Origin of the sequence: Parabacteroides johnsonii DSM 18315 (assembly GCF_025151045.1) — a bacterium.
Taxonomy (GTDB): Bacteria; Bacteroidota; Bacteroidia; order Bacteroidales; family Tannerellaceae; genus Parabacteroides; species Parabacteroides johnsonii.
The window spans coordinates 188,022-207,929 of record NZ_CP102285.1 but is presented as its reverse complement, the minus strand read 5'-3'; the positions used below and the strand labels follow the sequence as shown (position 1 = coordinate 207,929).

17 protein-coding genes and 1 pseudogene are annotated in these 19,908 nt (G+C 42.9%); 11 read left to right on the top strand and 7 right to left on the bottom strand.

The features are described 5' to 3' along the window. Positions 1-112 precede the first annotated feature (112 nt). From NQ564_RS01010 to NQ564_RS01000, 3 genes are read right to left on the bottom strand one after another with little or no spacing between them, the layout of a single operon-like run. Entirely contained in the window at positions 113-460 is a 348-nt protein-coding gene (locus tag NQ564_RS01010; RefSeq protein ID WP_008152007.1) for a DUF6527 family protein, read from the bottom strand. Further along, a complete protein-coding gene (locus NQ564_RS01005) occupies positions 447-1,622 on the bottom strand; it encodes a ThiF family adenylyltransferase (protein WP_008152009.1) in 1,176 nt (391 codons plus the stop codon). Before NQ564_RS01005 ends, NQ564_RS01010 begins: the two co-directional genes overlap by 14 nt. Then, the gene (locus NQ564_RS01000) at positions 1,597-2,286 is read right to left on the bottom strand and encodes a multiubiquitin domain-containing protein (protein WP_207212133.1); all 690 of its coding nucleotides are present in this window, start codon (positions 2,284-2,286) and stop codon (positions 1,597-1,599) included. Before NQ564_RS01000 ends, NQ564_RS01005 begins: the two co-directional genes overlap by 26 nt. A gap of 123 nt (positions 2,287-2,409) precedes the next feature. On the opposite strand from NQ564_RS01000, the gene NQ564_RS00995 reads away from it, so the two are divergent. From NQ564_RS00995 to NQ564_RS00975, 5 genes are all read left to right on the top strand, one after another. Then, complete coding sequence (locus NQ564_RS00995; protein WP_008152013.1) at positions 2,410-3,054, top strand: RNA polymerase sigma factor; 645 nt, start codon at positions 2,410-2,412, stop codon at positions 3,052-3,054. A gap of 12 nt (positions 3,055-3,066) precedes the next feature. After that, a complete protein-coding gene (locus NQ564_RS00990) occupies positions 3,067-3,405 on the top strand; it encodes a hypothetical protein (protein ID WP_129649703.1) in 339 nt (112 codons plus the stop codon). Continuing rightward, complete coding sequence (locus NQ564_RS00985) at positions 3,395-4,192, top strand: ImmA/IrrE family metallo-endopeptidase (RefSeq protein ID WP_008152016.1); 798 nt, start codon at positions 3,395-3,397, stop codon at positions 4,190-4,192. Before NQ564_RS00990 ends, NQ564_RS00985 begins: the two co-directional genes overlap by 11 nt. Positions 4,193-4,553: 361 nt before the next feature. After that, positions 4,554-6,563 (top strand): DUF4209 domain-containing protein, encoded by a 2,010-nt coding sequence (locus NQ564_RS00980; RefSeq protein ID WP_008152017.1) that lies wholly within the window; start codon positions 4,554-4,556, stop codon positions 6,561-6,563. An 8-nt stretch (positions 6,564-6,571) separates the two neighbouring features. Next, positions 6,572-7,483 carry a DUF4238 domain-containing protein gene (locus NQ564_RS00975; protein WP_008152018.1) on the top strand — a complete coding sequence of 304 codons (912 nt, stop codon included), beginning with the start codon at positions 6,572-6,574 and terminating at the stop codon, positions 7,481-7,483. Positions 7,484-8,200: 717 nt separating this feature from the next. Here the strand turns inward: NQ564_RS00975 and NQ564_RS00970 are convergent. Beyond that, on the bottom strand, positions 8,201-11,275 hold the full coding sequence (locus NQ564_RS00970; protein ID WP_081450251.1) for an N-6 DNA methylase: 3,075 nt from the start codon (positions 11,273-11,275) through the stop codon (positions 8,201-8,203). A 449-nt stretch (positions 11,276-11,724) separates the two neighbouring features. Here NQ564_RS00970 and NQ564_RS00965 point away from each other — a divergent pair, with 449 nt between their 5' ends. Then, positions 11,725-12,759, top strand: coding sequence for a PDDEXK nuclease domain-containing protein (locus NQ564_RS00965; RefSeq protein WP_008152022.1), 1,035 nt, complete (start codon positions 11,725-11,727; stop codon positions 12,757-12,759). Between the two features lie 143 nt (positions 12,760-12,902). On the opposite strand, the gene NQ564_RS00960 is transcribed toward NQ564_RS00965, so the two are convergent. Together NQ564_RS00960 and NQ564_RS00955 are read right to left on the bottom strand one after the other, a co-directional pair. Then, a complete protein-coding gene (locus NQ564_RS00960) occupies positions 12,903-13,529 on the bottom strand; it encodes a hypothetical protein (protein ID WP_008152023.1) in 627 nt (208 codons plus the stop codon). 75 nt (positions 13,530-13,604) lie between these two features. Further along, the gene (locus NQ564_RS00955) at positions 13,605-13,829 is read right to left on the bottom strand and encodes a DUF7688 family protein (RefSeq protein WP_008152024.1); all 225 of its coding nucleotides are present in this window, start codon (positions 13,827-13,829) and stop codon (positions 13,605-13,607) included. A 528-nt stretch (positions 13,830-14,357) separates the two neighbouring features. On the opposite strand from NQ564_RS00955, the gene NQ564_RS00950 reads away from it, so the two are divergent. After that, positions 14,358-15,527 (top strand): ATP-binding protein, encoded by a 1,170-nt coding sequence (locus NQ564_RS00950; RefSeq protein WP_129649701.1) that lies wholly within the window; start codon positions 14,358-14,360, stop codon positions 15,525-15,527. A gap of 29 nt (positions 15,528-15,556) precedes the next feature. Further along, positions 15,557-16,371 (top strand): annotated as a pseudogene (locus tag NQ564_RS00945) (orotate phosphoribosyltransferase). Between the two features lie 15 nt (positions 16,372-16,386). On the opposite strand, the gene NQ564_RS00940 reads toward NQ564_RS00945, so the two are convergent. After that, the gene (locus NQ564_RS00940) at positions 16,387-17,058 is read right to left on the bottom strand and encodes a M23 family metallopeptidase (protein ID WP_008152030.1); all 672 of its coding nucleotides are present in this window, start codon (positions 17,056-17,058) and stop codon (positions 16,387-16,389) included. 219 nt (positions 17,059-17,277) lie between these two features. Between NQ564_RS00940 and NQ564_RS00935 the strand changes: the two genes are divergently transcribed. From NQ564_RS00935 to NQ564_RS00925, 3 genes are read left to right on the top strand one after another with little or no spacing between them, the layout of a single operon-like run. Next, positions 17,278-18,036: a DUF4099 domain-containing protein gene (locus NQ564_RS00935; protein ID WP_008152032.1), complete on the top strand. Its 759-nt coding sequence runs from the start codon at positions 17,278-17,280 to the stop codon at positions 18,034-18,036. 20 nt (positions 18,037-18,056) lie between these two features. Next, positions 18,057-18,281, top strand: coding sequence for a hypothetical protein (locus tag NQ564_RS00930; protein ID WP_008152034.1), 225 nt, complete (start codon positions 18,057-18,059; stop codon positions 18,279-18,281). A gap of 22 nt (positions 18,282-18,303) precedes the next feature. Then, positions 18,304-19,908, top strand: a complete 1,605-nt coding sequence (locus tag NQ564_RS00925) for a hypothetical protein (RefSeq protein ID WP_008152036.1) — start codon at positions 18,304-18,306, stop codon at positions 19,906-19,908.

The following is a 19,908-nucleotide window of genomic DNA, read 5'->3' as shown; positions in this document are numbered from 1 at the left end:
ACGGCTTTTTTATGTTTGTTAGTTACAATCTGTAATTTTTTAGAGCGGTCATGTTAGTTTTAACACGCCCTTTCTTTTAGTGTTTTTGTTACAACAGTCTGAATCTTATCGTTCATTTCTCCCAAAATCGAAAAAAACTTTTCTTGGATTTTTTCTTCTTTTTTGATATTTGTTTTTCTTCCCAATCTTCAACAAATACACTTCGATTATTCCGAATAAAATAGTGTGATCTGCAAGGGAAATCCCAATTTCCAATGGAAGGATAGAGGGAAATGGTTTCCCCGTCAAATGTTAATTTCCAATCGTCGGGAGATATTGGTGTTACAACTTTTTCGCCACAGCCACAAGCGCATAAATGGATTACAATCTTACCCCGCATCGAAATATACAATACCCCTTGCTTAAATTCGTCAGGCATATAACCCACAAACTGAATTTCGTAATTATCAATCTTTTCCATTGTATATATCATTATCGTTTATGGAGTAAACAGAACGAACCTCTTGCTTTGTATCGCAGTAAAATCCTAACATTTTTTTCCATTTAATGATAGAATATATTGCAGCCATCGCATTTAATTCGGCTATTTGAATGTTGCTTGCATACATATCATCATCTTTAACATCATTACCGCTAAACACTTCTTTAATATGCGAATAATGATCCTTGTAAGCAGCTGTAATTTCCACCATCCCATCTAATGTACAGTTAGATAAACCTATACCTAGACCTGAGTTGATGAAGGGAATTTCGTTATCAATGAGGTATCCTGCTATTGTATTACGAACACTCACTTTGTCTATACACAAAAAAACGTAACTCATACTTTTTAAAGAGGTTATATTATCTTGTGTAATATATTCTTTATGAGGAATAATTCCTTTGTGAATTTGACTGTATTTTTTATACAGATACTCAACCTTAAAAAGTTGTTGTTCCAATTCTTCAACAGAAGCAGCACCAGGTGCTCGAAATGCATTGTGTGTATTAAATAAATCAGCATCAAATAAATGTATTTCGGAAACTGGTGTTTTAGAAACAAAATCAAGTATGTAAGAGCCAGTACCTCCTGCTCCAATGATAGCAATTTTCAGCGGATAAAACTTGTCATTAAAACAGGCTGTATTAGAATGGCTTGCATTGGTATCGGTATAAACCAATGGGCTATCTTCATTTTTGACAATCAATGGCTTTTTCAACTGACGACACGCTTCTGAATCTAAATTTATTGCAGGTGAAGAGATTATGTTATAGTATGTTGTAACTTTATCATAATAGTCAGCATAAACCCGATCATCAGGATGACACGAAAGATAAAAATCAGAGACGACATTTGCGTAAAGATTTTGTTTTTGGGGAGAATTTACTAATGAAGTAACAAAACTGCCATCAATATTACAAGGCTGCTCTCCAATGAAATATGCAGTATGATCTTTGGGCTTGATTGTGATATTCCCTGAATTAGCCAATGCCATAACAAGGGTACCTGATTTAATTTCCTTGTTTTTATTGAGATAAGGTATGTAGTGGACAATTAAGTATCCACTACATATTTCAATCCTATAATCTTCGCTTTGAAGTTTTATCAGGTCTGGACTACGATTGATGATTGCTTCTGACATTGAAATTCATATTATGTTTGACAAAAACTTCCGTTCCTTTGGACATCAAACCTTTAGGGTTTTCTTTTGGTCCATCGGAATATTTCACTGTATAGCCCCTATTTGGGTCATAGCTTCCATTTGCCAATCTGACAACCTCCTCAAAACTAATTTGGGGTTTATCGTACTTCTTTCTCGACTGATTTACAATGATTTCAACACCTTGAATTTTAGCACGACTAATAAAATGTTCCACGCCTGGACGCGCTAAATCAACAATTTCATCATCTTCGATAAAATCGTCTTTCCAACCATCTGGTAAATCCAAATAAAGTTCATCTTCACGAGGTATGTTACCTAGTTCCCGAATCTGAATACCGCGAATAAATTGTTTGTACCAAGTGTAGTGAACACCGTTAATGGTAAAATGTAATTTCTTCTTCACAAAGAAATACTCCGTTTCTGGTCTTGCCAGGTTTACTCGAACTTCATTTTCTATCAGTTCATCGTTGTATGGCCTGCTGATAGACAAAAATAACTCTGTATCCAAAGGAATACCTACCAATTGTTTTAACTCTGCACCGGTTTTGTACTGGTCAAAAGTCTCAAACTCTTTCCCTTCAATAACAAACTTCAAGGGAACTCTTGATTGCTGTGCGTTTGGCGCCCCGTCATTTAAATTCATAATCATTCTCAATTTAATTCAACTATTATACTGTAAAGCGTGACATTTTTTATAAATTTGCGGGAAATAGCATTTTACTGCAATGCGTCACGCTTATAGGTATATTAAATAGACTGGTAACAAATGGATATTTTACAAAATAAGGAACAAACATATATTTCATACTCGGATGAAGATTTGTTTGTAATGATGTCATTCCGAGAAGAAAATGAGATGGAGGCTCAAGCAGCCTTTAGAATATTCTATGATAGATATAAAGATTTTCTATGGAGCCTATGTTATAAGGTATGTCAAAATGATGAAGAGTTAGCAAAAGATGTATTTATGAATACAATGATGGCTGTTTATCAAAATTCTCATACCTATAATGCATCAAAAAGCAAGGTTACTACTTGGATGTCAAATATTGCAAAGCATGAAATGTTTGACCTGCTCGATGTGCTAAAAGAAAAAAGGATTGGAGAAAAAACTTTTGTTCCCCTAGATGATAATTTAGTAGTCCCAGATATTAAAGATGATACTAACATTGAGACTCCGGAAAAGAAGGCACTCAATGAAGCTTTACAAACTTTATCTGAAAGAGAAAGAGATGTCTTACTTACATATATGATGTATCAAGATGGCAATAAACACCTTCCAGATGAGGTTACAAAACTCTTATGCGAAAGATATGGAACTACTAGTGTCAACTTGAGAAAAATAAAACAAAGAACATTGGAAAAAGTAAAGACCCATATATTGCATAACACCCATCTTCTAAAATCGTAAATTCACATGATTATGAAAAAGAAAATTAATATACAAGAGGTAGATTTTGAGGTGTATCTTGATAATGCACTAAAATCTTGTGGATATTTATTTCCAGAAACAGATGAACAAATATCTATATTTGAAAAAGATATGGATCAAATCCCTATTCCAGAATGTCTCAATTCCCCTGATTTTGTGTTTAAATCTCAACGTAGAATTATAAAGAAAAGTCTAAAAGTCTTTGACAATTCAGAAGGTGATATGAATTGGGCTATAGCAGCTAGAGATGGCAAAGATATTCCCAGTGATATATTGGAAAAGATGAAACAGGACAAGGAGGAAGCAAAGAAAAGGCAAAATGGAAATTAGTAATGTTAGAAAAAATGAGCTTATTGAGTTAGCTGAATTTGTTGCTGACGACTTTTGCCCCAAAGGAATGATTATGCCTGAAATAATAGCTACACGATCAGGAATTACTTATAATTATGGGGAATATGGAACCTATTTCGACGGGGTTTTGGAACATGATGCCGGAGAATTTCATATTTACTTAAACAAGCAAAATATCCTATATCAAGACAATACAAGACTCAGGTTCTCTTTTGCTCATGAATTAGGTCATTTTTTTATAGATGAACATAGGAATGCATTAAAAAAGGGAAAATCATTACATAAATCATATCATAGATTATTGCCTAAGAATATCATAGAATACGAAGCTGATTGTTTTGCTTCGAATCTGTTAATGCCACCTAAGCGATTTTTGCAATTCGTTCACAAAAGAAAATTCGATTTTTCTGTCATAGAATCTTTATCAAAAGAATTTGGAACAAGTTTATCTGCTACTCTTTTCAAATTTGTTGAAATTGGCAATTATCCAATAATGGTAGTTTATTCAGAAAATAACAAAATCAAATACCATTGGTGTTCTCACGATTTTCCTTACAAATATTTTAAAGAACATTCTTCTAAAAAATTGCCACCACTTACAGTAGCTGGTGACTATTTCATTAATGGAATCACATGTGAGGATGCTGAAATTGTCAATGCAAACGATTGGTTTAGCTCATATGAAGATATTCGAGGTGTTAAACTTTTTGAAAAATGTATTTATCCTACTTATAATAATGTAGTAATTAGTATTATTTGGCAATAAGAAAGTGTACTAAAACATCCCTTTTAACAAAATCACTTTCGCTACAACGATCTGTGGCAAAGGTGATTTTTAGTCTATGAAAGTTTTGACATCCCCTTATTATGCTATGTATAATATTGTTTGTGTTATATCTTGAAATATTAAACTCTAATGAGAGAACTTTTTTTTGCTTCTTTTTTGTGATTCCACAATATTTTGATAACTTGCCACTGTTTTCAGATAGGTTGGTTGGATAATTGCTCATAACTTATTTTATCGCAACCTTGAAGCTACGAAACAACACCTGTTAATTAGCTGATTAACAATTAAATATAAATTATTAAATCATTTCAAAACTGTTTCTTAATCTTTTAATGTTTAAATGGGAAAAGGAGACCGAAAAACTCGTAAAGGAAAAAGATTTATAAATTCTCCCAGAAAGGGGGCTAGACATGAATATACAAAATCAGGAAACAAGAATATGGAACAGAAGGTAGAAAAAAAGCAAAATGCTTATGAAAAATATATCGAAAAATTAGACACTTCTAGTTATGGGCACAACGATTCATATAAAATTAATGATGAACTTCAAGAAGTGATAAGAAAACTTGTTGATGCAGGCTTAAATGATATTGCTATAAAAGCAGATTTAGATCGCCAAGTCTTTGCAGTTAGGAAGTCATTTGACTATGTTGATGATGAGGAACAAGGAATAGCGAAAGGATTGTCTTGGCAAGCATCAGGTATCAAAACTTTACAAGATGGTGTAGAAGCCCCTTTTTACTGGCCTGATGTTAGAAATTATACACAGGAAGATTTTGAGTATTTTGAAGAACGTTATAATGAAGCAAAAAATCTGTATGCAAAGACAGAATATGGGTTAATGGTGTACTTTGGAGAAAAGACGGATTTTTCTAAGCGGAATGATTTTAAATCTCAACTTAGCAGTGAACTACAAAAATTAGCAGAAAAATATTATGATGAAGCTCAGAAGGGAGATTATCAAAAAATAGGATACATTTTAAGTACTCTTACTATGGCATTCAAAATAGCATCAAGTTGCAAATTAGAAACACAACTTGAAAAAGCTATAAATTTATTATTTGAAATACAGCAAAACTGGGATATTGAATCTACTAATACTACATATGTTCCTTTGAGATATTCAGCATTTATGTCTGATAATTATAGTATATTCAAAAAATATATAGATTTTTCAAAAGTAGTAAGTCGTAATGATTATGCAATTAAAATAATTGAAAACGAAAATTCTTATAGTGCTGTTGATGCATTAATAATCAATGATAGAATAAAACGGAAAATTAATCAACCTATTGATGATTCTATTCGTAAAAGAGCCGAATTATACGAAAAAATTGCAAGCCAACGAAAGAACGATATGGCTTCTATTCATTTTATAGAGTTAGCATTAGCATTATATAAGCAACTTAACGATGAAGTCAAGACACAAGAACTTGAAATATTATATTCTGAAAATAGAGGCTCATTCCCTTTAAATCAAGTTAGCACACAGCTACCTCAAACCTATACGGATGCAGTAAACAAAGCGATTGAACAAACAATAAACACGAACAATGAAAAAGGTTTATTGGATGTATTTGCAAACTCTCCTTGGTACGAAACTGATGAATCTATTCGGTCATTATCTGAAACGGTAGAGAGAGGGTTAATTGATTCATTGCCTCTGTCCATAATTGATGAGCGTGGTAATACAATAAAAACCTACTCTCCTGATGAAGGTAAATTCTGGTCAACATATAGCTATTACTTTAGTTTTGGAACAATGAAAATGTTTGAATTATTTAAAGCTGCTGTAAAATCGGGAAGATTAACTTATGAATCGACTATATCATACTTAGAAAACACATGGTTAAATGAATCTATTGAAAGAAATTATAATGGAACAACAAAAATAGTTATACCATTAGACACTATAAAGCCGGGAATTAAAAGAATATTTGAAGAATTTAATAATGCGGTGAAAGATGAAAAATATGTCTGTGATTTTGTTACTATTATTGACAGCTTGACTTTAAAAATAGAAGGAGTGTTAAGATTCTTTATTGAAAGACTTGGCATACCGACTTTTGCCACAAGACGGACAAAAACAGGGAGTGTTATAATGGAAAAACTCTTTGATGATATAATCGCAGACTTGCAAAACACACCCGAAAAGCCAATTGGTTTTGAAGAAGATCACCGCACACTGATTAAATATGTAATGTCTGAAAAAATCGGCTGGAATTTGAGGAATGAAGTGGCACATGCTCTTCTACAAATAGAAGATTATACACCAGATAAAATTATTGTTTTATTTTGCTTGATTTTGAAATTAAGCAAATATTCATTTACTAATAAAAATGATAATTGAAATACAATATGGAAGAATCGTGGAGACATCATTATTTACCTCAGTTTTATATAAAAGGGTTTTGCGATGAGAATGGAACAATAACTGTATATAATAAGCAATATAAAAAATTTGAGAAGAAAACTCCTAAATATATTTTTTTTGAAGCGAATAGAAATACTTTTTTTGATGCATTAGGAAATCAAGGAGATACACTTGAAAAAATATATGCTTACTTAGAATCAACTATTTCTCCTCATCTAAACAATGCCATTAATGATACAACAGGAAAGATGGCAGTAGAAACTTTGAGAAATCTTATATTTTTAGCGTATCTGACTAAGTGGAGGAATCCTCTATATGATGAATCTTTTGAGAACTTAAAGGAAACTTTTACGGTTGATGACTTAGGTTTAGGATTAAGGGCAGATGGGGAAAGATTAGATATTGAATTAGAAAAATTTTTCCAGTCTGATCTTTCGCAAGAGAGTAAAAGGCTTCTTTTGTCGATTCAACCATTTAGGTTTAAAGATGATTACGAAATAATATTTAAAAACAGTTTTATTATTCCCTCATCCACCCCATGTTTATTAGGAGATTGTCCTTTTTTAGAGGCAAACATAGATGAGAATAGAGTTTTTGAAGACTTCATCTTTCCTGTTAGCCAAAATCAAAGATTAGTATATTCTAACAGAATCAACAAATATGAATTTGTAGAGTATTGTAAAAATAATGAATCTGCAGCATGTGACTTTATTCACTTATTTTCAACAACGAATAATCTTGCCACATTTCATTTAGCTGAAAAATATGTAGCTTGTTCCGATGAGACATATCTAAGAACAATAGTAGATTCTTACGACAATTTGATAAGAAATCAACTATGCAATATAAACTTACTCAGGCAGGTTTTTAGTATTTTACATAACTATAATACTTGACAGAAAACAAATATTACTTGTTTATAAATTAATTTATTTTATATCAGCCTACCATATTTGCGCTTTTTCTTTCAGCGCAGGAATGGCATTTCTTCTTTCGGGTGGTTCTCCGGTTTGGGATTAAAGGATTGAAAAAAGTCCTCCGGTTACACTATCCGAAGTATAGCTGTTCTCATAATGTGTGCCTGGTTGATTCTTTGATTGACTCTTGTACTTGTTCCTGTTTTCCACCATACAAATCATTAAATACGTTGGCTGAATACTCCTTACCCAGTCGGGAACTGTTCAGTATAGTATGGGTGGTAAGGTCAAAAAACGTAGTCCCATAAATCCGTCCTTCGTCGTTTCGCCGGAACAAAACATCAATACCCTGCAGCCTTAACTTGGTTCGGAATTCACTCTCACTTCGGCTGCCCAGCTTGGCTTCCGATATCGTTTTGAGTAACAGTTTGAAAATGGATCCAATCTGCTTTTTCATAGCTTTACCAAGTGTAATGAATTGATTCATTTATAATCCAGAGGATGTCTTTTTAAATATATTGTATATATTGCTTGGAATAACTCTCTGTTTCCATATAGGAAAGAAGAAGTGGGTAGGTATCTCTCTAATTTTTTAAATCCATGTTATATATTTTTTGTTAATAATAAATTGACAAGTAAGAAATAAAATCAGAATCAGTAAGGAATCCTATAACTGTTTATCAAATAGTTATAGAATTAAGTTTGGATTTTATTTTTGTTTGGATAATGGCACTCGTCCACGAAAATATGGTCGATACCCATTGTATGAAAATCCACCGTGTCGTCCTTGCGGTTGTCAATCTTCATTCGCAGTTCGGAGAGTTTGGCTTCGAGGTTCTGCTTCCGCTTTTCAAGTCCGTTCTGCATTTTGCCGCTCCGGTAGCGCATGGTGGACTGTTCGAGCACTTCGAGGCTGCGCTCCACGTCGGCGAGTTCTTCGGAGAATATCTCGAACATCGTCTGCGACGACTGGGGAATCTTGGCGAACTGGTCGTGCGTCAGAATGATGCAATCCCAGTTGTTGTTCTTTATCTTGGAGAACACCTCTTTGCGGTTGGCAGGCGTGAAATCTTCCTTACCGGGATAAAGCACCTTAGCCGAAGGATAGGCTTTGCGGAACGTGTCGGCTATCTCGTGTACGTTGGCTTTCAATCCGATAATGAGCGGCTTCCGCACCAGTCCGAGGCGTTTCATTTCGTAAGCAGCCGCACACATAACCATCGTTTTGCCTGCGCCTACGGTGTGCCAGCAGATACCGCCGCCGTTCTGCTTTATCATCCAAACGGCGTCCTTTTGCGAGGGGTACAGTTCATCGTAGGGGAAATGTTCAAAGGATAATCCCGGAAAGGTCTGTGCCGAGCCGTCATAGGCGGGACGCACATAACAGTTGAAACGCTCGTTATAGGTTCTTACCAGCTCGTCCCTGACTTCCGCAGGCCGATTGTCGAGCCATTGGTTGAAACGGTCTCTGATTTCCTGTATTTTGGTAGCGGCTTCTTGTATAGCTTCCTCGTCCGGCACACGTACCTTTTCCCCGTTGCGCTCTATCTCCTTCGTGATTTCCGGAACGGTATCGTGCAGGGCGTGTACAAACAAATCCTCGCCGTTGTAGTTGCCTATGGAGTAGGTATTGTAGGCTATGGGGGAATATCCTTGCAAACGCACCAAATAGGTATCGTTCACGTCGAAGTACATCACCTCTGCCTGCACCCCGAAGATTTCTTCTGCGAAGTCGGCATACAGCTGCGTGTCTATCCACCTTTCCCCCATGTTAATATCAAGCTCTTCGTAGGGGATCGCTTCGGGAACAGCTTCTTCCAGTGCTTTGACAGAGGTTTCCGTCCACGCTTTTTCCTTGTCCGAAAGGTCGGTCAGGCAGGAAACGATGTCTTTGCATTTGGCTATGACGTTACCCGCTATGAACTTGCCTTTGTGCTCCCATGCACGGACAAGAGGGTTGTAATAGATTTTGCCTTTGAGGTCGCCGGTGATTTCTTCCTCGCCCTTACCCGTTGCTTGTCCGATATAGTTCATATCGACTTTGCCGTAAAAGTTCAGGCTGCTTGCCAGCGCTTCGTCGGACGTAAGTTTCTTGTTCGTGTCTATCTTCCGGAAAGCTACCGGTTCGCGCATGATGTCGGCCTTGAAGATGTCCTTGCCGAGCTGCATTTCAATCGTGAAGACTTCCACGCCGAGACTGTCGAGCATGATAAATTCCTTGTTGTCGTTTTCGTGGAAACAGCCCCATTTGCGGGTGAACGTGTCGTAACAAGTGTTCAGCCGTTCACGCAGGTTCGGGTACTCTTTTTGTTCTTCCCTTTCTTTGATAGACAAATCAAAGTACGCCTTGCGAATAGGAAAATAGTCGTTTGCCCGTTCCATGTTCACCTTGCCCTCGTCCACCGGAACGAAATCAACGGCAACCTCCCGGTAGTGGCTCGACTTGCGGAACTGTACCGTGCCTACCTGCCCCTCGAAGACGACCATTGCGCCGTTCTTCATCCATGCTTCCAGTTTGTCCGTGTAGGCGCGTCTGCCTCTGTCGGCCGATACAAGGTTCATATCGTCACCGCCGAAAAGCGACATTTGCCGAGGTGTCGTTTCTTGTCCGTGATTTGCGAAAAGGTCTTTTCGGAAATAGCGTCCGAAGTCGTATTTCAGAAGTGCGGCGAGGTATTGTGTCATGGCACTTTCGCCGCCGAGCCACTGGTATTTGCGCACGTATTTGCCGAATTGGTTCAAGACAATGCGGCTGTCTGTCGCCAGTGCGGTTTTCGGCAGGGAGAACAGTTTGTTTGCGTGTTCGGTCATCGTTCCTGTCGTGTCCGCCTTTTCCTTGGCGACTTGCAGAAACACCCGTTCCCGTTGTGAGAGAGCCGCTTTGCGAGTGTGTTTCTGAAATATCAAGAGGTCGCTGCCTACCTCTATGCCGCTGGTCGGCATGAAAAGCGTATCGGGCAAGCGTAAGGCCGTTATGAGGTCGGCATGGTTCACGAGGTATTCGCGCACGAACTTGTTGCTTGGGGTGTCGGCTATGCCTCTCGACGTAACGAAAGCCAGCAGACCGCCCTCGGTCAGCAGTTCCATTGCCTTGACGAAAAAGTAGTTGTGAATGGTCTTGGTGGCTTGCTCGTATAGGCCGCCTTTTTTCCACAGCTCGGCGTCGAACACCCGAAAATTGCCGAACGGTATGTTAGAGGCTATGACATCAAAGGCCGTGTGTTCCAACTGTTGGTCGGCTATCGTCTCGAACCCGGTTGTCAGGGCGGTTGTATCATCGTTCAGAAGAGCGAGGATAAGCCCCGTGATACTGTCCTTTTCAAAGGCATAGCTGCGGGTTTCGGGCATGGCTACCGGTAAAAATCCGCCTATCCCGGCACTGGGTTCGAGGAATGAGCGCATTTGCAGGTCGTTTTCCCTGAATGTGGCGTGTATTTGCCTTGCCACCGTGTCGATAAGGAACTTCGGCGTGTAAAAAGCCGTGAGTACGGAGGCTTTTATGTTCTCCAAAAGCGAGCGATAGGTGTTTTCTTCATCGCCTGCAACGGCTCTCAACACCTCTTGCAGACGTGCCAACGGTTCGGCCAGTTCATCGGGTACGGGTTTGTCCGTTCCGATGTTCAGCACTTCTTTGATACCCCCGAAGCCGGAGTAACGAGATAATATCTCTTTTTCTTCACTCGTAGCCGTCCTGCCTTGTTCGTGGATTTTCATTGCTGTTTCGATGGCTCCCACGTTCGCCACCAATGACTTCAATTTGTTGTAATTCATATTCAACCTTTTTTTTATCTCCCTTTGTTCGCTTTGTTTGCGGCCGCAGGGATTATTTTTCTGCATTCCGAAGGTGGCAGGGACAATCGGACAAGGCTGATATGAAAAAATACGCTCGACCGAAGGAGAGGAAGATTTTTGCGTAGCACTCGCGGCGGCAGCCGGCATTGGCAAGATTGGAACGGCCAATTACCTTCGCGGAAAAATATATCTCCGCAGGCCGCACAGAGCGAATGATCGGAGTCAGCGCTACAAGAGGAAAGAATGGGAACGGTTACAAGGGGATAAGGACGGAACGGGTGTAGAAAAGGGAAAGTCGCTATAACGGGCATCATGCTGTCGGCAGAGCGAAAATCCGGTGCAGATGGGATTCGGCAAAGGATTTTTTGCGGTCAATCGAAAGAAAATCCTATCTTTGCAACTGATTTTCAGAAAAAAATAAATAAATCATGGCTGTAAAGAATAGTCTTACCATATCCCCCGAATATCTCGATTTCAGAAACGAGATTACCTCCCGCATCCGCTCGGCACAGTACGAGGCGTTGAAGGCCGTGAACAAAGAAATGATCGCCTTATATTGGGAAATCGGCAAACGGATTACCGAACAGCAAGCGGCATTGGGTTGGGGAAAATCCGTCGTGGAAAACCTTTCGCGGGACATACAGAAAGAGTTTCCCGGAATAAAAGGTTTCGGTGTTTCCAATATGTGGGATATGGCACGCTTTTATACTGAATACCAGTCGAATGAAATTCTCCAACCATTAGTTGGAGAAATCAGTTGGTCGAAGCACATCGTTATCCTGACCAAGTGCAAAGAGACGCAGCAGCGGCAGTTTTACATCTTGGCGACCCAGAAATACGGCTGGACCAAAGATGTCCTTATCAACAAAATAGAGGCAAAGACCTACGAAAACTATCTGCTCGGCCAAAGCAACTTCGACCTGACCTTGCCGGAGAAGATAAAGAACCAAGCCATGCTTGCGTTGAAAGATGAATACACATTCGACCTTGTGGGGCTTTCGGAAGAGCATTCCGAATACGAATTGGAGCAGGCGATCATAAAGAATATCCGTGCGTTCCTTATGGAGTTCGGCCCCGACTTCTCCTTTGTGGGCAACCAATACCGGATAGAAGTGGACGACAGGGAATATTTCATAGATTTATTGCTGTATAACAGGCGTTTGCAGGCCATGATAGCGGTAGAATTGAAAATCGGCGAGTTCCAGCCGGAATATAAAGGCAAAATGGAATTTTACCTGAACGTGCTGAACGACACCGTAAAACTGCCCCATGAGAACCCGGCTATCGGTATCATCATCTGCAAGTCGAAAAGCCGTATGATCGTGGAGTATGCCTTGAAAAGTTCGACAATGCCTATCGGCGTGGCCACATACAGTCTGTCGCCGGAACTGCCCGAAGCCTACAAGGAGCTGCTGCCGACTTCCGAAGAGATTGCGAATAAAATAGCGTTGCTTCTGGAGTAATGGGAACGGTTACAAGGGGATAAGGACGGAACGGGTGTAGAAAAGGGAAAGTCGCTATAACGGGCATCGTGCTGTCGGCAGACCGAAATTCAAAAAAATCCGTACCGGTCGTTTGCCGATACGGATTCGTTCTGAAAGGTCTGTTAGTCAATGTCGTAACCGATCATGTATTCGTCGTTGATAAGCAGGTAGTAGTAACCGTTCAGACACCCCCTGTATTCCTTGCTGAATCCTGCCGCCATATCGCCATTTTCGCGTGGCTCGCACCATAGCGTGCCGTCATAGCCGCAAAAGTCAAAGCGTCCGGTAGAAAACTTTTTGCGCTGTTTCAGAGCTTCCCTGAAAAGGCGCATGTTCATACTGCCGCAATATTTTTCGATGGTCGATAGCCGGATACATTGGCCGTCGATGCGTGTACCCGTAGTCATGCGGTTTTCATAGAGGAACTTTTCGGGGTCTGCGGAAGCGATTTTGCGAAGCCAGTCGTTGGTGTGCGTGGCGAGCTTTGCGAGTCTCTGGTACTTCAAAACCAGTTTTCGGTTTATATCCGTCTCTTCCTTTTCGGTGGTCGGGTAATAGATTTTTTCTATGGCCGTCCAGTTTGAAAAATAATAGCCCTGCCTGCGTTTTCTCGGTGCGATGATACCGATTACATTCATATCCCGGTTGATAAACAACTTCCTGCGTTTTCCCTCGATACGGACGTACAAGTACGGAGGGTTGTCTGTATTACGAAGGTAGGTTTCTGCCGGGTGAATTGTTGTTTCCATATCTGTCAATTCTTAATTTGGTTTTACATTTCTTTGTTCTTTTCGTAGGGACAAAACTGCGCCGTTCATGTCCGTTCAGAGTTTCGGGATTGTACCGCTCTTGTATAAAACTCCGTCCCGATAATAGGAGACAATGCCCGGTTTCAGCCCCATGCTGTCATAGACTACATACTTGACATAATTGCGGTATTTCTCCCCTGAAAAGTTCTTACCGCAGATGTTGTTAAAAATCATGGGTACGGAAAAGCCGTCCTCGCTCGACAATACAACTTTGTCGCCTTGTCTAATTTCTTCTATCATAACAGTTTGTTTTTAGTGATTAAACTTTGAAGCTGTTTTTTCTTTCCCTGCTTTCGCTTTGCTTCGCAGATCTGTTTTTTCAGCTTTTTGAGGCAGGAAATGGATAAAGCCGGAGCATAAACAGCCAAACCCGGATAGAAAACCGACCGTGTAACCGTCTGTTTTCGTTATCCGAATGAAATGTGGATTGGCGTTATGCGCTTTGTCCTACCTTTGCCGACGAAAAGAGAAAATCAGACCTGCCGGCAAACGGATCAAACTTGAGTCGTACAACAGGGATAAGTTAGTGTATGGCACAAAAAGAAGCAGATGTTTGCAAAATATACAGTATGATAAAGAAAGAGTGTTTCACGACAGAATGAATTGAACGAGTTTCGTCCGAGTTGCTCGGCATTATGTAAAAAGGGAGAGCTGCATAGAGTAGAATAGAAAAACCGGTATAGGACGTGAGAAAACATCCGGAAAAATTTGCGTCGCATCGCAAATTATGTAATTTTGCAGTTGTATTTCAAAATTGCATAAAACAATATGGAGACAAAATATATCCACAGAGAACTGTCCGCCGTGATAGAAGAGGCTTACCGCTATTTTTCGGTCATCACGGTCACAGGGCCGCGCCAGTCCGGAAAGACGACGCTGCTCCGCAACTTGTTCTCGCACCTGCCGTATTACTCGTTGGAAAACCTCGATGTACGGAGTTTCGCCGAAAACGACCCGGTCGCTTTTCTGAACCAGCATACGGAGGGCATGATTCTCGACGAGGTACACAACGCACCGAACCTGCTGTCGTATATTCAGGGTATGGTGGACGATGATGCCGACCGGCGGTTTATCCTTTCGGGCAGTTCACAGTTTGCCATGCTGAAAAAGGTTACGCAGTCGTTGGCAGGACGTACCGCCGTTTTCGAGTTACTGCCTCTGTCATACTCCGAAATACGGGAACAGGCCACCGATACGCCTCTCGACAACCTGTTGTTCAACGGCTTTTACCCCGCCATTTATTCGGGCCGCAACGTACCCAAATTCCTTTATCCGGCGTACATGAAAACCTACTTGGATAAAGACGTGCGAGACCTATTGCAAATCAAGGATATGATGCAGTTCCACACGTTTATCCGGCTTTGCGCCGGGCGTATCGGCTCGCTGTTCAAAGCCTCCGAACTGGCCAATGAGATCGGTGTCAGTTCGCATACCGTTACGGCATGGCTGTCCGTCTTGCAGGCATCCTACATCGTTTTCTTACTGCCTCCCTATTTCGAGAACACACGCAAGCGGCTGACCAAAACTCCCAAGCTCTATTTTACGGACACGGGGCTTGCCTGCCATCTACTCGGCATCGAATCACCGGAACAGCTCGCACGGGACAAGATGCGCGGGGCGTTGTTCGAGAACTTCATCGTAACGGAAGCCTTGAAGCGGCGGTATAACCAAGGCAAGGAGAGCAACCTCTATTTTTATAGGGATTCGAACCAGAACGAGGTCGATTTGCTGTTGAAGAAACATTCGGGCCTATGCGGTATCGAAATCAAGTCGGCGATGACCTACCATGCGGATTTCGAAAAGGCATTGAAACAGATGGACGGCTGGGTCAAAGAAAGCGTACTGGACAAGGCGGTGGTCTATGCGGGTAAGCTCGAAAATACCGCCGGGGAAATCAAACTTCTGAATTACACCCATCTGGACGATGTATTGGCTTAACAGCCCCGTCTCACTCAACCCGTATCGTGATGAACGAAAGGCTGCTGTTCCTGATACTGTTCGGCGTTATCGGTGTGCTATGGTGGATTGCCGGTTACTGGCGGCGAAAAGCCGGCAAAGCGGCGTTTGCCGCCGCACGGCTCGCAGATACTGCCGTCTGGCGGTACTGGCCGGCCATCGGGACGCTTGTCGCATGTTCTGCTTCTCGCACCCCAACCTTTTCGAAGATCATCCGCCGCTCAAGCCGTTCAAACTGCGCGGCATAAACATAGCCTTTTACGGGTATTACTATCCGGCACGATACGATGCGCTGCTCGGCGACGAACAACGGGCGTTCTGCCGTTCGCTCTATCGGTTCAAAGAGGGGGAAATACATGGCATCGAGTTCTTCAAGGCGTGCATGACCGCCCTGCAAACGGCCGGGAAGCCTTATCACATAATGTTCATGCCATGCAGTGACGGGTTCAAGTATGTCCGGCGGTTCAACCGGCTCGACTGGTATATCGGCAAGCGGCGGCCGGAACTGACATCGGGACTGTACGATGTCGATGTGTTCGAACCGCGCGATAGCCTGCATGAAGCCAAGGGCGTCGAGAGCCGCATTCTCGAACGGAACTACCGTATCACGGGAAATATCGCAGGGAAAGAAATCATTATTATAGACGACGTGCTGACAACCGGACAGAGCGTGGCCGACTACAAGGAGGAAATCGAGCGGAACGGCGGCAAGGTGGTAGCGGCCATTTTCTATGGCAAGACTGTCGTCATGCCGCCGTTATTGCTAATTAAAAGCCATGTATGGGGCAGCTATCTTGCCGATGCCATCCGGAAAGCGGTAACATAATCCGGTCTGCCTTACTTATTGCAGTTCGGCCAACGCCGCCACGCATTCTTTTTGCGTAGATTTTATATAATTCAGCAGCAGTAACGGATCGACACTTTTGCCGTTCAGTTTGCAGGTGATGTGCAGGTGTTCGCCGGTACTGCGTCCTGTCGAACCGGTAATGCCGACTATATCGCGCGGATAAACGGCTGCTCCTTTGACGGTACGAATCTGCGAGAGGTGGCAATAGCTGACCGTATAGCCGCCATGCTGCAAGGTCACATACTTGCCGGAAGCCTTGTCTTGCCCAACTTTAACGACCACCCCTTCCATCATGGCCAGCACTTCATCCCCTCTGGCGTGCAGATCGAGTCCGTTATGAAACTTTTTCTTGCCCGTAAGCGGGTCTTTGCGGTAGCCGTAGCCGGAATTGATTTTTATATGCCGTAGCGGATAACATACGCTCAAATAACGTTCCACCCATACCTTTTTGCCGATATTATCGGACGATACAGATGTGTCGTTGCCTGCCGGCGTGTCTTGTGCGGCAGCCGTCTTTCCATACCAGACCGCCGTCGTATCGGTATTCGAAGAAACGACTTCCACCTTGTACCTGTTCGGCATAGTTGTAACGGTGTTGAATTGCGCTTGGGAGGGTATCACGGCGAGTGCAATACCCGACATCATAACCAGTAACTTTTTTCTCATGCGGCAAAAATAACAAGCTCTTTCGAAGATAAGAACCTCCAGTTCCTTTTTCTCACCAAAATATGCTAAAAAAGAAGTTTTAAGTATGATTATTTCGATAATATCATACTTAAAAGATAAAATTTATGCCTTGTAATCAACTAATATCAATCGTTTTTTGCTTGACAGAATGAAAAGATTCTATATTTGCAGAGTATAATTATAATATGATAATAGAGTATGAAACAAGTACGATTTGAGTTAGAGGAATTACCCTTTTCAACACTGGCCCGGTTCGGTCTTACACAAGAGATGATCGAAGATTTGCCGATGCGCGTTCTGGAAGATCTTTGCCAAGGAAGGCACTCTCCGGTGCTGCCCGTCCGTGTCCGCGACGAAAATGGAGAGCAGGTCGAGAGTCGCACCCGCTTCGTCTTTATCCGCAGGGACGATGGACAGCCGGACGTGATGTTCTACCCCGCTTTGAAATCCTCGCCGTTGGAGAAATACGACGAAGCCCAACAGAAGCAGCTACTCGCAGGCAAGGCTATCATTGCCGATACGGAAACGGCGGACGGACGGCACAGCAAGGTATTCGTGCAGATTGACCCGGAGACGAATCAGGTGATGTCCGTTCCCACACCCATCATAGGGCGCAACCTGCAAGTTCTGGCCGAAGAGCTGCATCTGAGCTCTGTGGAAATCAAAGATATGCAGGAAGGCAATCCACAGACCTTGGTGATAAACGACGAACCGATTACGGTCGGTATCGACCTGAACAGCAAGACGGGCATCCGCTTCTGTTCGGGAGACGGGCAGAAATGGCGGGAACAATCCAAGCGCGAATGGGACAAATACACTTTCGGCGTGTATGGCTGCTGGATCATGGACGATGACGGCAACCTCGATTATGTTCCCGAAGAGGAATATACCGAAGAGTTGTGGAACGAACAGAAAAAGAGCGGCGAACGCAACCGCGCGGCGGCTCTTCACAAATAACCATTTAATTATCCGCAAATATGGCACAACACCAATATTATCCAGAAGACGTCCTCGTCGAGAAGATAGAACGGGGCGAATACGGCTGGCTCGATTACGTCAACCATTTCTCCGCCGAATGGCAGGAAGAATACACGCGCTATTGCGAAGAGCGCAGCCTCATGATCGGCAACGAATCAGCCGCCGAGTTCGTCCATTACAAGGACGAGCAATTAGAAGCGGCTATGGAAGCCGGGAACGCATAAAATCATCTTATCCTGAAAGACTATGGCGATACGAAAAAATACCAATCCACGGGCAATGGACTTGCAGCCAGAAATGCAACAGATATTGATGCGTAACGGAATGCAGGCCCATATCGTCAGCGACGGCACAGGCTATCGACTTGTCGTGCAAGGCCACGATTCGCCGCTGCTGACCTACGCCATTACCGAACGTCAGATGTTGGCCCTAACAGACTGGGGAACCAATACAGCCAACAAGAAAGCCTATAACGTGTTCACGAGTATCGTAGGCAAGGATTTCTATCTGCCCAAGAATTTCGTCCATGCCCGTAATGCGAACGGTCGTGTCGCTATGGGGCTACACGGCTACCGTATCGGTATCGGCGAGTACGGGCGTGTCGGACGTCTGGGTATGCCTCCTCCGTTTTTGGGCTGGACACCCCGCCACCAGTGGGGTTTTCATTTACGAAGGGTCGGCGGCCAACTGTTTTATCCGGGTGCTCCCGTCGTTCCCGAACGCTGGGACAGACGCATGAAGCCCGGAGAGATGCAATCGGGCGGTTACGGCTTCTATTACAAAGGCGGACAACCGGTACAGACGGCGCAGCAACCGATGCAGCAGACCGATGTCCTGCAAAACCTGCAAACGGTCATCACACCGCTGGTAAGCCGTCCGAGAAGTACAGAACCGGCACGTCCTTATAAAGAGTTGATTACCTCTTCGGTCTATTTCTCCAATGAGAAATGGCAGGAGTGCCTTGCCTCGCATGGTCTTATCGTCGATGAGCAGGCGCGAACACTGACCGTCCAGTCCGAAAAGGTTCCGGCCGATATGGTCTATGACCTGACGGAAGCGGAAGTTGCGACACTGACTTCCAATTCTCTCAAAGACCAACCTATTGAAAAACGTCTGGAAGTCCTGAATGAAGTCATCAAAGGAGATTTTGCCGACCGAGTAAGCATAGAGGCTTTGAACAGCGAACAACGTATCGGAATCGGCCTGCACCCGGAAGTTCAGCAAGAACTGGTGCAACGGCAACAGCAGGAGCAGGAAATCCTCGCTCCGTTGGAGTATGAAACTCAAAAAGAGGGAAACTACGAACAGACAACCTTTATCGGGCATGAGTACGGAGCCACGATAGACGGCCGGGACTTGCAGTACATCAAGGAAAACAAAGGCTGGTATCGGGAAGGGGCTCACGGCCGAGAGGTCGAGGTCGGCGAAATCACCGTACATCCGTCTCAAACAGAAGGGACGTACAAGATGACAGCCGTCATCGACGGGCAGGTCATCAGCCACGAAATCAGCCAAAAGGATTACGACAAATTCTTTGCGGTGGACGATTACCACCGAATGAAACTCTTCTCGAAGATTTTCAGCGAAGTGGATATGAAGACGCACCCGGAGGCGCAGCGGGGACTCGGCGTGAAGATTTTCGCCGCCCTCACTGCCGGCGCAGTGGTCGCATCGGGAGTCGCTCACGGCCTGCGTCACCATCACCACGGGCCGGAGTTCTACGGAGGACATTACGGCGGCCCGCCCCGCCCTTATTTCAAACCCGGCGTCGATACGCCGAGAGATGTAGCGATACGGAATTTCGAGGCCGAAATGAACCGTGAAATAAACGATATGAGAATGGGGAGATAA